Annotated in this window: 12 protein-coding genes; 8 read left to right on the plus strand and 4 right to left on the minus strand. The window is 55.3% G+C overall.

Annotation, left to right across the window (positions count from 1 at the left end; translation table 11 throughout):
- Window positions 1–58: 58 nt before the first annotated feature.
- From gorA to ACOTX4_RS19795, 3 genes are all read left to right on the plus strand, one after another.
- Window positions 59–1,411, plus strand: coding sequence for a glutathione-disulfide reductase (gene gorA / locus ACOTX4_RS19785; RefSeq protein WP_003861215.1), 1,353 nt, complete (start codon window positions 59–61; stop codon window positions 1,409–1,411).
- A 171-nt stretch (window positions 1,412–1,582) separates the two neighbouring features.
- On the plus strand, window positions 1,583–1,870 hold the full coding sequence (locus ACOTX4_RS19790) for a hypothetical protein (RefSeq protein ID WP_003861213.1): 288 nt from the start codon (window positions 1,583–1,585) through the stop codon (window positions 1,868–1,870).
- Window positions 1,871–2,111: 241 nt separating this feature from the next.
- Complete coding sequence (locus ACOTX4_RS19795; protein ID WP_003861211.1) at window positions 2,112–3,761, plus strand: alpha,alpha-trehalase; 1,650 nt, start codon at window positions 2,112–2,114, stop codon at window positions 3,759–3,761.
- Between the two features lie 47 nt (window positions 3,762–3,808).
- Here the strand turns inward: ACOTX4_RS19795 and ACOTX4_RS19800 are convergent, their stop codons facing one another.
- Window positions 3,809–5,395, minus strand: coding sequence for an STY4199 family HEPN domain-containing protein (locus ACOTX4_RS19800; protein ID WP_045332579.1), 1,587 nt, complete (start codon window positions 5,393–5,395; stop codon window positions 3,809–3,811).
- A 146-nt stretch (window positions 5,396–5,541) separates the two neighbouring features.
- Here ACOTX4_RS19800 and ACOTX4_RS19805 point away from each other — a divergent pair, with 146 nt between their 5' ends.
- Both ACOTX4_RS19805 and ACOTX4_RS19810 read left to right on the plus strand, forming a co-directional pair.
- On the plus strand, window positions 5,542–6,075 hold the full coding sequence (locus ACOTX4_RS19805; RefSeq protein WP_045332578.1) for a GNAT family N-acetyltransferase: 534 nt from the start codon (window positions 5,542–5,544) through the stop codon (window positions 6,073–6,075).
- A gap of 77 nt (window positions 6,076–6,152) precedes the next feature.
- Entirely contained in the window at window positions 6,153–6,491 is a 339-nt protein-coding gene (locus ACOTX4_RS19810) for a lysozyme (protein ID WP_003861206.1), read from the plus strand.
- Here the strand turns inward: ACOTX4_RS19810 and ACOTX4_RS19815 are convergent.
- Window positions 6,470–7,072, minus strand: coding sequence for a helix-turn-helix transcriptional regulator (locus ACOTX4_RS19815; RefSeq protein WP_003861204.1), 603 nt, complete (start codon window positions 7,070–7,072; stop codon window positions 6,470–6,472). The genes ACOTX4_RS19810 and ACOTX4_RS19815 overlap by 22 nt on opposite strands.
- A 173-nt stretch (window positions 7,073–7,245) precedes the next feature.
- Window positions 7,246–8,004, minus strand: coding sequence for an SDR family NAD(P)-dependent oxidoreductase (locus ACOTX4_RS19820; protein WP_045332577.1), 759 nt, complete (start codon window positions 8,002–8,004; stop codon window positions 7,246–7,248).
- Between the two features lie 119 nt (window positions 8,005–8,123).
- Between ACOTX4_RS19820 and ACOTX4_RS19825 the strand changes: the two genes are divergently transcribed.
- The 3 genes from ACOTX4_RS19825 (at window position 8,124) to ACOTX4_RS19835 (ending at window position 11,682) form a co-directional block, all read left to right on the plus strand.
- Complete coding sequence (locus ACOTX4_RS19825) at window positions 8,124–9,023, plus strand: LysR family transcriptional regulator (RefSeq protein ID WP_063938276.1); 900 nt, start codon at window positions 8,124–8,126, stop codon at window positions 9,021–9,023.
- A 50-nt stretch (window positions 9,024–9,073) separates the two neighbouring features.
- Window positions 9,074–10,099, plus strand: a complete 1,026-nt coding sequence (gene yhjD, locus ACOTX4_RS19830; protein WP_003861199.1) for an inner membrane protein YhjD — start codon at window positions 9,074–9,076, stop codon at window positions 10,097–10,099.
- Window positions 10,100–10,359: 260 nt separating this feature from the next.
- Window positions 10,360–11,682, plus strand: coding sequence for an MFS transporter (locus tag ACOTX4_RS19835; protein ID WP_003861198.1), 1,323 nt, complete (start codon window positions 10,360–10,362; stop codon window positions 11,680–11,682).
- Window positions 11,683–12,192: 510 nt separating this feature from the next.
- Here ACOTX4_RS19835 and ACOTX4_RS19840 read toward each other — a convergent pair.
- Window positions 12,193–14,235: an AsmA family protein gene (locus ACOTX4_RS19840; protein ID WP_017693812.1), complete on the minus strand. Its 2,043-nt coding sequence runs from the start codon at window positions 14,233–14,235 to the stop codon at window positions 12,193–12,195.
- Window positions 14,236–14,290: the final 55 nt, after the last annotated feature.

The raw sequence follows: 14,290 nt of genomic DNA on the forward strand, positions 1-14,290 counted from the left end.
GTGGAAACTATTGATTTCAGGTATACAATCGCGGCAATTCACGATTAAGGACAACGCTATGACTAAGCATTATGACTACATCGCAATCGGCGGCGGCAGCGGCGGCATCGCCTCCATCAACCGTGCAGCCATGTACGGCCAGAAGTGTGCGCTGATTGAAGCCAAAGAACTCGGCGGCACCTGCGTGAACGTGGGTTGTGTACCGAAGAAAGTGATGTGGCATGCCGCGCAAATCCGTGAAGCTATCCATATGTATGGCCCGGACTACGGCTTTGACACCACCATCAACCACTTCGACTGGGATAAACTGATCGCCAGCCGTACCGCCTACATCGACCGTATTCACACCTCGTACGATAACGTGCTGGGCAAGAATAACGTCGACGTGATCCGCGGCTTTGCCCGTTTCGTGGATGCGAAGACGATCGAAGTGAACGGCGAGACGATCACCGCCGATCACATCCTGATCGCCACCGGCGGCCGTCCGAGCCACCCGCACATTCCGGGCGCGGAATACGGTATTGACTCCGACGGGTTCTTCGAGCTGCCTGCTCTGCCAGAACGCGTTGCCATTGTGGGCGCAGGTTACATTGCGGTTGAACTGGCCGGCGTGATTAACGGCCTGGGGGCGGAAGCGCACCTGTTCGTGCGTAAACACGCGCCGCTGCGCAGCTTTGACCCGCTGATCGTCGACACGCTGGTCGAGGTGATGAACGCCGAAGGCCCAACCCTGCACACCAACGCCGTGCCAAAAGCGGTGGTGAAAAATGCGGACGGTAGCCTGACGCTGGAGCTGGAAGATGGCCGCAGCCAGACCGTTGACTGCCTGATCTGGGCGATTGGCCGTGAACCGGCCACCGACAACTTCAACCTGGCCGCAACCGGGGTGAAAACCAATGAAAAAGGCTACATTGTCGTTGATAAATTCCAGAACACCAGCGTACCGGGCATTTATGCCGTCGGTGATAACACCGGTGCCGTAGAGCTGACGCCGGTTGCCGTGGCGGCGGGGCGTCGTCTTTCCGAGCGTCTGTTTAACAACAAGCCGGACGAACATCTGGATTACAGCAACATTCCGACCGTGGTCTTCAGCCACCCGCCAATCGGTACCGTCGGCTTAACCGAGCCGCAGGCGCGTGAGCAGTACGGCGATGATCAGGTGAAAGTGTATAAATCGGCGTTTACCGCGATGTATACCGCGGTCACCTCGCACCGTCAGCCGTGCCGCATGAAGCTGGTCTGCGTGGGCCCGGAAGAGAAGATCGTCGGCATCCACGGCATTGGCTTCGGCATGGACGAGATTCTGCAAGGCTTCGCGGTGGCGCTGAAGATGGGCGCAACGAAGAAAGACTTCGATAACACCGTGGCAATCCACCCGACTGCGGCGGAAGAATTTGTGACCATGCGCTGATCGGTCTGATCCGCAACAAAACCGGCCAACTGGCCGGTTTTTTTATGCCCTGAGCAGGTAAACCCAACGGGTGTACAAACGGTAACAAAATAACCCGCTACCCGCGGTGGAATTAACTAATCTTAGAAAGCGCTACGCGTTCGCCTGTTACTACGGAAAAAGATTAGAGATATGAAAATGCACGTAAAGATCACCGCAAAACTGATGGCCAAAATGCACCTTGTTCTCGCGCTGGTATGGGCGATACTGACTATTCCTACCCTGCTGTGGTGGAAAAACAGCATTCTGTGGGTGTCGTTAATGAGCATTTACGCCATCGTGATTTCCCATCTGGCTGCGTACAGCGCCGCCCATGCAGAAAAAGCGGCCAGCAAGGCGATGGATAAAAGCGAAGGCGCCAGTCAGAAAGCCAATCAAACCGCCAACAGCCTTCAAGGCAATGCGCGTCAGGCACATTAATCCCTGCGTAAATGCAGAATACCGAATGCTCTGAATTTTATTCCTGCTCTGTTTCCAAAGATTCTGATTTAATGATTTCATAATCAAAGGGATATCTGATTTTCAGCGTGTTTAAATCCATTTTGAAAGCGTGATCTACCGCACACTTCGCACCGCATTAACCGAAGCGAATGTCTACGCTTAAAAGATAGCCGGGAAAAACCCGTATTTGTTACGACAAAAACCGGAGGTCCTGAACACCATGTTCAACCAGAAACTACAGACTGCCGAGGATATCGAGTTCGATATTGCAGAAGAGCTGCGCTATGAAACCGATCCCTGTGAGTTAAAACTGGATGAGATGATCGAGGCAGAGCCGGAACCGGAAATGATTGAAGGGCTGCCGGCGTCCGATGCCCTTACGCCCGCTGACCGCTACCTTGAACTGTTTGAACACGTCCAGTCGTCGCGGCTGTTTGCGGACAGCAAAACCTTTCCCGACTGCGCGCCGAAGATGGATCCGCTGGATATTTTGATCCGCTATCGCAAGGTGCGTCGCCACCGTGATTTTGACCTGGCGCGCTTTGTAGAGAATCACTTCTGGCTACCGGAGGACTACAGCAAAGAGTACGTCTCTGATCCCGGCCTGTCCCTGAAAGAACATATCGATAATCTGTGGCCGGTGTTGACGCGCGAGCCGCAGGATCACATCCCGTGGTCGTCGCTGCTGGCGCTGCCGCAGGCCTATATTGTGCCCGGCGGGCGATTCAGCGAGACCTACTACTGGGACTCTTACTTCTCCATGCTGGGGCTGGCAGAAAGCGGTCGTAACGATCTGCTGAAATGTATGGCCGATAACTTCGCCTGGTTGATTGAGCGCTACGGCCATATCCCGAACGGCAACCGCACCTACTATCTCAGCCGCTCCCAGCCGCCCGTTTTTGCCCTGATGGTGGAGCTGTTTGAAGAGGACGGCGTGCGCGGGGCGAAGCGCTATCTTGAGCACCTCAAGATGGAGTACGCCTTCTGGATGGACGGGGCGGAATCGCTGCTGCTCAATCAGGCCTATCGCAGTGCGGTTCGTATGCCGGATGGCTCATTGCTCAACCGTTACTGGGACGATCGCGATACGCCGCGGGATGAATCGTGGATCGAGGACGTTGAAACTGCCCGTCATTCTGGTCGTCCGCCGAACGAGGTGTACCGTGACCTGCGTGCCGGGGCAGCCTCAGGATGGGATTACTCATCCCGCTGGCTGCGCGATCCTGCGCGGCTGGCCAGCATCCGCACAACACAATTTATCCCCATCGATTTGAACGCATTCCTGTTCAAACTGGAGAGCGCTATCGCCAATATCTCCGCGTCGAAAGGGGATAAAGAGACGGCTGATCTGTTCCGCCAGAAAGCCAGCGACCGGCGCGCGGCGGTAAACCGCTATCTGTGGGACGAAGAGAACGGCTGTTATCGTGATTACGACTGGCGGCGTGAAGCCCTGGCGCTGTTCTCTGCGGCCAGCATTGTGCCGCTGTATGTGGGCATGGCGACGCATGAGCAGGCTGAACGGCTGTCCGATGCCGTTAAAGCCCGTCTGCTCACGCCGGGCGGTATTCTCGCCACCGAATATGAAACCGGGGAGCAGTGGGATAAGCCGAACGGCTGGGCGCCGCTCCAGTGGATGGCGATCCAGGGGTTCAAGCAGTACGGCAACGACTCGCTGGGAGATGAGATCGCCTGGAGCTGGCTGCACACGGTGAACCATTACTACAAAACCCATCATAAGCTGATTGAGAAGTACCACATCGCCAGCAGCACGCCACGCGAAGGTGGCGGGGGGGAGTATCCGTTGCAGGATGGCTTCGGCTGGACGAATGGCGTGGTGCGGCGGTTGATTGGGTTATATGGTGAACCTTGAGCCTTGCCCCTTACCCTAACCCTCTCCCCTGAGGGGAGAGGGAAAAGTTAACGAATCACCTCATAAATGGCAGTCTGGATGGACTGCCATTTTTTTGTGCTGGCATCGGGCTGCGTCTTCGCGCGGCGCGATGCCATATCGGCGTCGTGCTGCTGGCGTTTCACCACCGCAGGGACGGTACAGAATGCTTTCAGGTACTGCTTACGCATAGGCGTCAGCGATTCCCCGTTCGCCATCGCATGGCTAAGCGTATTAATAAAGCGTCGGCAGGGCTTTTGCTCTGTCATTTGCAGGCGGTAGCGCAACATTACTTCCAGCACATCGTCGTAGCCTGCCGACAACGCCTCCTCCGTCCATGACATTTTCCAGTCCATCCCGCCCTGCAAAAACAGGAGCGCCACCCGGGTATCGTTGCGGCTAATCGCTGAACGGAAGTTGTTTTCATCCCAGGTGACACCCATCCGCGTCAGCGTTTCTCGCGAGGAAGGCGTTTCGCGCATCTCCTGCACCGGTGCGGGAGATGCCGTACTGGCCACAGCCGGCTGCGGTTTACTGCTGTTCACCAGCCAGAATCCCCCCACGACAATCGCGATAACCATCACGCCAACCGCTCCCCACAGCACGCCGGAAATCAGCTGTTCGCGCTGCTCTGGCGTACGCGTGGCACGCTGAGTCGGTTTTTCTATACTGTCGCGCACTTCAAAAAGATCGCCGCCTGTGGTGCGGTCCATTTTTTGCGCCTTTTCCCAGAACGCGTGCAGCTCGCTTTCGTCCACCGCCATCAGCGCCGCCGGGTTAACGCGTGTCCGCCCTTCCTCAAACGCGCGCTGAACGGAGCGGGTGATCTGCGTGTAATAGCAGTCGAGCAGCTGGATTTGCGCTCCGCTTAACGGCTGCTGCACGGTGATGCTGTTGCGGATTTGTCGAATATCTTCGAGGAAGGTTTGCAGGGTTTTGCGGGGCTCTACCAGCAGCGTCAGCATGTGCGGGGCGTTAAACAGCGGCGCGTAGTAGCGGCTAAATTCTTTTTTATCCACCAGCAGCTGGGCCAGTTCGCTGAATAACATGCCGCTCAGAACATCATTAATTTCACCGTTTTTCAGCCAGCGACGCACGCGTTCAGCGTTAAACAACGTCTTAAGATGATTATTCAGCCGCACCGGATCGGGCCACGCCTGCTGTATCAGCCCTCTAATCATCAGCTCAATGGCACGCACCTGTTTCTGCGCCTGAAGCTGGCTCTCCTTCTCTGGCATCCTCCCGGTTTCGTAGGTCAGGAGGGGCTGTTGCAGACGCAGATATTCAAGGGAGGTGACGAAGCGCATCGCCGCAATCAGCTGGTTTTCGCTGACATCCTGCCCGCTTTCATACTGGGGAACGCGCTGCTGAAGCAAGCGTAATTGCAGCGTAAAGGCTGTCATTTCCGCATCATTCAGGTTCAGCTTCCTGGCTACAGCGCCCCACCCGCCCAGCCCCAGGCGGGCGCTATCCAGTTGCTCCAGAAACCAGCGTGGATCTTTTCCTTCAGAAACATGTACATTCAACAGAAGTAAAATTTCAACAGACGCCTGACGGATCGCCGCCAGACAGTGTTCAAACTGTTCGCGGGTATGATGCGATGAGCTAATCATCATTGTTTTCCTTGAGAGACAATGAGTACCGCTAAAGCGGCATTAAAAGTCGTTTTTCTTTTTATTTATATGAGGTTAAACATACCTGACTTTCTGTTGAAATAAAGTGACAACCTTATAATCATTTGCAATGTCTCCGGAGGATCGTCATGCCCGCCTTAACCACCGCGCGTCTCACCTGCTCGCCGCTGCAAGAGCAAGACTGGCCCTTTTTTCTGTCGCTACAGCAAAATCCTGAGGTAATGCGTTTTGTCGCCCCTGCGCGTAGCGAGGCGGACATTCGGGAAGCCTTTGAGTCTCGTCTGTTGCCGTGGACGCCGGGCAGTTCGCACTGGCTCTGCCTTATGGTGCGTGAGACGGCCAGCCATACGCCGCTGGGCGTAACCGGATATGTGCACCGGGAAGCAGATTGTGCTGAAGTCGGTTTTCTCTTTGCGCCTTCTGCGCAGGGGAAAGGTTACGGCTTTGAATCTCTGCGGGCTGTGTGTAATTTTGCGCTGACTCAGGGCAATATCCGTCGGCTCACCGCGACCGTGACGGCGGGAAATATCGCCTCCAGGCGACTGCTGGAAAAAACAGGTTTTCAGCTGGAAGGTGAGTTGCGCGAGAGTTATTTCCTTTCAGGGCAATGGCATAACGACTGGCTATTCGGTTTACTGAAAAAGGAATTCCCGTTCAGTTAAACCTGATCAACAGCCATTTGGCGGATATTTCCCCGGCGGCGTTTCCTCTATAGTCGCGTCATTAAGAGGAAACGCTTATGACGGGTTATGCAATGCAGATATCTTCTGCTGCAATCGCATTAATTAAAAAACAACAGGGTCTTTCCCTGGAGAAATACCGTGACGAAAAGGGAATATGGGTTATAGGTTATGGTCACGTAATTCGCCAGTGGGAAAAATTTAACGGTCTCATCACGCCGACTGAGGCGGAGAATTTGCTTTGTAATGATATTCAATTATGTGAGGCGCTGCTGCGGGAAATGAACAAACGCCCATTAACCCAACAGCAGCATGACGCACTGATATTAACCCTCTTCAGTTTTGGGGAAGAGTCCCCTCTGCCAGAGAAGATCCTTCAGGCCGTCGCCCGGGTGTAGTACATCGCAGCTTGCGTCCGGTTTTTGACATCAAGACGCCGGAAAAGCGTCTCAAGATGGGCTTTTACCGTTGCCGCACTGATATTGAGATTACGTCCAATCTCTTTATTGGACTCTCCGGCCGCCAGTAACTTCAATACCTCACGCTGGCGCTCGCTTAACACTGCCAGTTCATCCTGAGAGGTGTGCTGCTTCAGCCACTCGCCGGGAAAACAGACCATTCCTCGCGATACAGAATCCAGCACTGCGGAAAAGCGTTCGGGATTCGCATTGCGAGGAATTATCGCCACCACGTTGCGCTGAAACATTTGCTCAACCCAACGCCGCTCTTTTTTCGTTAACACCAACACCACGCGCGACGTTGGAAAGCGATCCATAATCTCTTCCAGTAAAGCCACACCATTATCACGAATTAAATACCCATCTATCATGACGATAGCGGAGGGTGACGCGGATAATTGCGCCCATAATTCATCAGTCTGACGAGTTCCTGTCATATCTATTTTCGGAATTAACTTCTGCAAACTATACATCGCTCCATGAATAAATAATGACTGCCTGTCAAACATGATTACTCGCATCGTTTTACTCCTCTGAGAATAGCGAAGGGGGATTCTACAGAGGCATTTTTTAAGAAAAAACTCAATGAATGGAGAGGTTACAAATCACCCAGCTCTCTTTATATCTTCCAGCATTTAGACATACCTGTTTTAAGGATTTCCTTAAGAGGGTTCCTTCCCCTTAAGACTGAACATTACAGAAACATACCGCCTGAAACTTCAATACGTTGCGCATTCATCCAGCCCAGTTTGTCACTGAGCAACGCCGCAATGGCGTCACCAATATCATCGGGCAGGCCCACGCGTCCCAGCGCTGTCTGCGAGGCCAGCAGCTGGTTAAGCTCCGCATTATCCCGCACTCGCCCGCCCCCAAAGTCGGTTTCAATCGCGCCGGGCGCGATGATATTGACGGAAATTCCGCGCGCGCCAAGCTCTTTTGCCTGATAGCGGGTCAGCACCTCCATCGCCCCTTTCATTGCCGCGTAGGTTCCTGAACCGGGCTGAGTAAAACGGGCCAGTCCGCTGGAGACGTTCAGGATCCGCCCTCCGTCTTTTATGAGCGGCAGCAGCTGTTGCGTGAGGAAAAACGGTCCTTTGAAGTGAATGTTCAGCGCATCATCAAACTGCGCCTCAGTCGTCTCGGTATAGGGTGCATATAACCCTGTACCTGCGTTGTTCACTAAATAGTCAAAGGTGTCACGTTGCCAGACGTGTTTAAGGGTATCTTTCACCTTTTGAGCAAAGCGCGAAAAGCTTGCCGTATCGCCGACGTTGAGCTGCAATGCTGCCGCTTTTACGCCTTTTCCCTCGATTTCGCGCACAACTTCCTGCGCCTCCTGCTGGCTGTTGTTCCAGGTGAGGATAATGCCTGTCCCTTCCGCGGCCAGCTTCAAAACGGCATTTTTACCCAGGCCGCGGCTACCGCCCGTCACTAAAGCAATACGTTCACTCATAATTCACCTCGTTTCGGCTGTGATGAAGATTGAGAAAGAGCTTATTAGATGGTAGAAAATCAATAAATAGTGCCGTGAGCGCTTCACTGTTTCATTCTTAACAACAATGACCAACATCTATGGATAAAATACACGCAATGCAGCTTTTCCTTCGGGTCGCGGAACTGGAGAGTTTTTCCCGCGCGGCGGAGACGTTAAGCCTGCCGAAGGGGAGCGTATCGCGACAGATCCAGGCACTGGAAAACGCGCTGGGCACGCAGCTGCTGCACCGCACTACCCGCCGCGTCAGCCTGACGCAGGACGGCATGGTTTATTACGAGCGCGCCAAAGATCTGCTGATGAATCTGGACGAACTGGACGGCATGTTCCTGCACGACCCTTCAACCATCAGCGGTCGGCTACGTGTGGATATGCCCGTTGCCATTGTGCGAAATGTCGTCATTCCGAAACTGCCTGCATTTTTACAACAGTTTCCCGGCATTGAACTGGAGCTGAGTAGCAGCGATCGTCTGGTCGATGTCATCCGCGAAGGATTTGACTGCGTGGTTCGCGTGGGAAACTTAAAGGACTCCGGGCTTATCGCCCGGCCGCTTGGGAAGCTCTCGGTGATTAATTGCGCCAGCCCGGATTATCTGACGCGATTTGGCTACCCTGAGACGCTGGACGATTTGGCTTCGCATGCCCTCATTCACTACTCCGCCACGCTGGGCACCCGTCCGCAGGGTTTTGAATATTACAACGGCAGCGCGACCCGGTGGGTAAAAACGGGGGGCGTATTGACGGTTAATAGCACGGAAACCTACCAGGCTGCCTGTGTCGCCGGGCTTGGCATTATTCAGGTCCCGCGCGTCGGGGTGCGTGATGCCCTGCGCACGAAAAAACTCGTTGAGATCCTGCCGCAATATCGGGCTGAACCAATGCCCGTCTCCCTCATTTATCCCCACCGCCGTAACCTCTCCCGTCGGGTGCATGTGTTTATGGAGTGGCTTACCGAACTCACAAAAGGTTACGTGGACTAGTCGCAAGCTATAATTCAGTAACATCCAGCTCAACGAAAAGGAAAATGCGCGTGACGCCGGAAAATAACCCGCAACGACCGACTCAACATTTAGATTATGAACCCATCAAAAAGATGGATAACGAGCCTGAAGCGCCGAAAGAGCCTGGAACGGCCAGCAAAGCGCTGGGTACCGTGACCGGCATAGCCGAAAAAATTCAGCAGATACCCGCGATTGCTCACCTGATACGCGCCGCTGAGCGCTTTAACGACCGCATGGGAAATCAGTTTGGCGCGGCGATTACCTATTTCTCGTTCCTGTCGATGATCCCCATCCTGATGGTGTCATTTGCCGCCGCCGGTTTTGTGCTGGCGTCTCACCCGACGCTGTTGCAGGACATCTTCAATAAGATCCTGACCAACGTCAGCGACCAGACGCTCGCCACAACGCTCAAAAGCACCATCAACACCGCCGTGCAGCAGCGTACCACCGTGGGTATCGTCGGGTTGCTGATTGCGCTCTATTCCGGGGTGAACTGGATGGGCAACCTGCGTGAGGCTATTCGCGCCCAGTCGCGTGACGTCTGGGAGCGTAGGCCGCAGGATCAGGAGAAGATATGGGTGAAGTATCTGCGCGACTTTATTTCGCTGATTGGGCTGCTGGTGGCGCTGGTCATCACGCTCTCTATCACCTCGGTCGCCGGTTCCGCGCAGCAGATGATTATCTCCGCGCTGTACCTGGATTATATTGAATGGCTGAAACCGGCCTGGCGCGGTATAGGGCTTGCAATCTCCATCTTTGCTAACTACCTGCTTTTCTTCTGGATCTTCTGGCGTTTGCCCCGCCATCGGCCGCGCAAGAAGGCGCTGATCCGTGGGACGTTGATTGCCGCCATTGGCTTTGAAGTAATCAAAATTGTGATGACCTATACGCTTCCGTCGCTGGTGAAGTCGCCCTCCGGCGCGGCCTTTGGTTCGGTGCTGGGGCTGATGGCTTTCTTCTATTTCTTCGCTCGCCTGACGCTGTTCTGCGCCGCGTGGATCGCCACGGCTGAGTATAAAGATGACCCGCGCATGCCGGGTAAAACCCACCGCTGATGTCCTGTCGGGCTGATATTTCAGCCCGATCCGCCATTTCAGCATATAAATCCAGTCCGTAACTTTTATTTAACGCAAAACCAGTTTTAATGACTGATATTTAAAAAGTGTGAAGCATTTCATAGAAGTGTTTTCGCTGGTCTGAAAATTATCCGCTTTTTGTTGCTTTTATGACCACGCCACGCCTTTGTTACAGATTGAAATGTCGCTTTTGCTATGCCTAATATGGCCCTTCGTTCGTCCAAAAATAAGAAAATATTATGCAAGCAACAGCCACCACACTTAACGAAGGGGCGGAACACGTTCCGGTCAACTCGCGCAATAAAGTCGTCGTCGCATCGCTGATTGGCACCGCCATTGAGTTCTTCGACTTTTATATTTACGCCACCGCTGCGGTCATTGTCTTTCCGCATATTTTCTTCCCTCAGGGCGACCCGACGGCAGCCACGCTACAGTCTTTAGCCACCTTTGCTATCGCCTTCGTTGCGCGTCCGATTGGTTCAGCGGTCTTTGGGCATTTTGGCGATCGCGTTGGCCGTAAAGTGACGCTGGTTGCCTCGCTGCTGACGATGGGGATCTCCACCGTCGCCATCGGCCTGCTGCCGACCTATGAAACTATCGGCATTCTGGCGCCTGTGCTGCTGGCGCTGGCGCGCTTTGGTCAGGGTCTGGGGCTGGGCGGGGAATGGGGCGGCGCGGCACTGCTGGCGACCGAAAACGCTCCGGCGCGCAAGCGTGCCCTGTATGGCTCTTTCCCGCAGCTGGGCGCACCGATTGGGTTCTTCTTTGCTAACGGCACCTTCCTGCTCCTCTCCTGGCTGCTGACCGATGAACAGTTCATGAGCTGGGGCTGGCGTATTCCGTTCGTCTTCTCTGCTGTGCTGGTGCTGATTGGCCTGTACGTGCGCGTGTCGCTGCACGAGACGCCGGTCTTTGCTAAAGTCGCCGCGGCGAAAAAGCAGGTTAAAGTTCCGCTGGGGACGCTGCTGACCAAACACCTCCGCGTGACCGTGCTGGGCACGTTCATCATGCTGGCGACCTACACGCTGTTCTACATCATGACCGTTTACTCCATGACCTTTAGTACTGCCGCCGCGCCGGTCGGCCTGGGCCTGCCACGTAACGAAGTGTTGTGGATGCTGATGATGGCGGTCATCGGATTTGGTGTGATGGTGCCTATCGCGGGCCTGCTGGCGGATAAATTTGGCCGTCGTTCAAGCATGATCGTCATCACCTCCCTGATTATTCTGTTCGCGCTGTTTGTCTTCCCGCCGCTGCTGGGTTCAGGTAGCCCTGCGCTGGTGATGGCGTATCTGCTGATTGGCCTGAGCCTGATGGGGCTGACCTTTGGCCCAATGGGCGCGCTGCTGCCGGAGCTGTTCCCGACTGAAGTGCGTTACACCGGCGCCTCGTTCTCCTATAACGTTTCGTCGATTCTGGGCGCCTCGGTAGCCCCGTATATCGCCACCTGGCTTCAGGCAAACTATGGCCTGTTCTATGTGGGTGTCTATCTGGCGGCAATGGCAGCGTTAACGCTGATTGCGCTGCTGCTGACGCATGAGACGAAGCATCAGGCGCTGTAAGTGAGTGCCGGGTGGCGGCTACGCCTTACCCGGCCTACGATTCAGCCCTCACCCACAGGGCTGAGGGCTCCCCACAAAATAATGCCTGCACAGACGGCCCCCTCTCCCTTGAGGGAGAGGGCTGGGGTGAGGGGGAACATACGGCTCAGGTGGTCATTCCGTTCACGTTATGTTCCTTGCTACTCTGTCACGACATGAGCGGTGAACGTGCCAGGATGGCTCAGTCGCCACCACCCTGGCGACCCGGGCTTCCGGCGGAAAATCGCCGCTTCGCGGTGCCTTCGGCTTATTCCTTCCGGCTTATCGGGGACGGGCGGAGGTAACATCCCTGTAAAGCCCGCCCTCTCGGCGCATCCCTGCGCCTCGCCCCGGCCTACAGGAAACGCCTCAGCGATTTACAGCCGGACCGAGGCATCGCTGAAAGCCCTCAGTTATTCTGAGGCAACGTTATAGCTTTTGCTTTCAAATTACTGGAGCCCCCTCTCCCCACAGGGAGAGGGAGAAACGGGACTACTTCTTCATCTGCGATAAAATCGTCCGACACTGATTCGCTTCGCCTTCTGACGGCGAAATCAACGCCAGCAGCGCCGCCGCAGGGGTGACCAGCGTAGCGAGCGCGGCGGCGACCGCACCACGCGCAATCAGCGGCCCAGCCTTCACGCCCGCCTGCGGATCTTTGAAGGTTCCGCGAACGTACAGCGGCGAGCGCAGGGTGATGATACGAATGCCTTTACTTTCCGGATCGATGGTTAAATCGAGCTGCTCGGACGCCATGCTGGCGGTACCGGTGACGTTGATAACCGCGTTTTCCGTGTCGAAGGCGAAGATCTGCGGACGCGCCACGCCGTTGACCAGATCCAGATTTGCCGCCGCGCAGTTAACGCGTACTTCGTCGTCACCGAAGATTTGCCCGATGATAAAGTTCCCGACGTTCAGCCCCAGGATCTCCATCAGGTTACGGCTCACCAGCCCGTCGTTCATCAGCAGTTTCAGGTTGCCGTTTCCGCTGCCCAGCAGCGCCGCTACGGAGTTACCCGTGCCGCGAATATCCGCGTCGCCGTTCATCTCACCGAGGGTTTTCTGCATCAGTTCCACGTCCGGCATCAGCTCTTTCAGCTTCAGCCGACGCGCCTGGATCTCCGCCCTTCCCTGCATCGGCTTTTTATCCCCCTCCAGGTGGATATTCGATGAAATGGTTCCCCCGGCCATGCCAAACTTCAGCGGTTGCAGGCGCAGGTCGGCGTTTTTCAGGATGATATGGGTCGAGAGGTTGCTCAGCGGCAGCGTGCTGCCATGCTCGATTTTACGTCCTTTGAAGCGCACATCCGCATCCATCACGTCCCATTTGTCGGTTTCGAAGCGGTCATAGGGCAGCACTTTACCCGCAGGCTGAACGTCCTTTTTAACCTCTTTAGACTTCGTGCCTTTGCCCGAATCTACGCCAATCAGCGGACCAAGATCGGCCAGACGCAGCTGGCGGGATTCAACGTCCCCCTCCAGTTTCGGGCGCGGTTTTCCGGTGGTGTAGGTCAGCGTGCCGTGTATATCGCTGTCGCCGATGCGGCCGTTGAATCCACGGTAGTCAAAGACGGACGATTTTTCGGTGTTGATTTTGGCAACCAGGTGCCCGTCCGTTTCAAACGGCGGAGTATCCGGCAGCAGTACGCCGGTGAGATCGTACAGTTCCCCCAGCGAATCACCGGCAAACTTAAGCTGGAGGTCGACGCCGCCCATGTTCATCGGGTCGTTAACCGTGCCCACGAACGCCACGCGGGTATTGCCCGAGCGGAAATCCGCCTGCACCGGGAACGGCGTGCCCTCGCTCCTGAGCGCCAGCATGCCGCCGATTTTGCCTTTACCGGTGAGCGGCTGGCCGTTGTAGCGCCCTTTCGCCGTCAGGCCAAAGACGTAATCGCCCGCTTTGCTGTCATCGCCTTTGGCTTTGCTGCCCGTTACTTCGCTAAACGGCAGCGGCTTGCCCAGCGGATCGACGAGGATCTCCACGTCAGCCTTACTCACTTTATCGTCAATGGCGATCCGCCCCCGATCGAACAGAATATTGTCGAGGCGGAAAGACCACGAAGAGGGCTGCGCATTCTGATCTTTATCGCCGCTGCTGGCGAGATCGAACGTCCAGTTGTTGTTTTTCTCTGACAGGCGAATCAGCCGCGCGTCGGGCTGCTGGAGTTTGATCCACGGCAGATACACCGTTTTGGTTAACAGGGCTAACGGCGCCAGCGTGGCTTCCACTCGCGGCAGGTGGATCATGGTTACTTCGGGGATGTCGGGCGGGTTACCGAGAATAATATCGTCGGCATGAACGTGCGGCCAGGGCACCCAGCTCCGCCAGCCAGTTTCCTCTTTCTGGCGCTCCCACACGACGCCCAAATCGCCACGTATTGCGAAGGGGCGGTTCAGCTCGGTTGAGACTTTCTGGTTGATGGTCGGTTTGAGGCGGTTCCAGTCAAACGTGGCGATAATGATGATTAAGACCACGATCAGCAACAAGAAAATCCCTGCTGTCCAGGAAATCACCCTGGTTGTTTTTGTCATTGTTGTCCCCTTTCCTGATGAACTTGCCTCTAAAACTATAGTTCAGACAAAGGGA

This window comes from Enterobacter cloacae complex sp. IR5459, from assembly GCF_049238005.1.
Taxonomy (GTDB): domain Bacteria; phylum Pseudomonadota; class Gammaproteobacteria; order Enterobacterales; family Enterobacteriaceae; genus Enterobacter; species Enterobacter hormaechei_C.

Excerpts from the sequence above, each read along its gene's own strand:
- ACOTX4_RS19795 (WP_003861211.1), top strand. The coding sequence starts at position 2,112 with ATGTTCAACCAGAAACTACAGACTGCCGAGGATATCGAGTTCGATATT.
- ACOTX4_RS19815 (WP_003861204.1), bottom strand. The coding sequence starts at position 7,072 with ATGCGAGTAATCATGTTTGACAGGCAGTCATTATTTATTCATGGAGCG.
- ACOTX4_RS19800 (WP_045332579.1), bottom strand. The coding sequence starts at position 5,395 with ATGATGATTAGCTCATCGCATCATACCCGCGAACAGTTTGAACACTGT.
- gorA (WP_003861215.1), top strand. The coding sequence starts at position 59 with ATGACTAAGCATTATGACTACATCGCAATCGGCGGCGGCAGCGGCGGC.
- ACOTX4_RS19825 (WP_063938276.1), top strand. The coding sequence starts at position 8,124 with ATGGATAAAATACACGCAATGCAGCTTTTCCTTCGGGTCGCGGAACTG.
- ACOTX4_RS19820 (WP_045332577.1), bottom strand. The coding sequence starts at position 8,004 with ATGAGTGAACGTATTGCTTTAGTGACGGGCGGTAGCCGCGGCCTGGGT.
- ACOTX4_RS19790 (WP_003861213.1), top strand. The coding sequence starts at position 1,583 with ATGAAAATGCACGTAAAGATCACCGCAAAACTGATGGCCAAAATGCAC.
- ACOTX4_RS19840 (WP_017693812.1), bottom strand. The coding sequence starts at position 14,235 with ATGACAAAAACAACCAGGGTGATTTCCTGGACAGCAGGGATTTTCTTG.
- ACOTX4_RS19835 (WP_003861198.1), top strand. The coding sequence starts at position 10,360 with ATGCAAGCAACAGCCACCACACTTAACGAAGGGGCGGAACACGTTCCG.
- ACOTX4_RS19810 (WP_003861206.1), top strand. The coding sequence starts at position 6,153 with ATGACGGGTTATGCAATGCAGATATCTTCTGCTGCAATCGCATTAATT.
- ACOTX4_RS19805 (WP_045332578.1), top strand. The coding sequence starts at position 5,542 with ATGCCCGCCTTAACCACCGCGCGTCTCACCTGCTCGCCGCTGCAAGAG.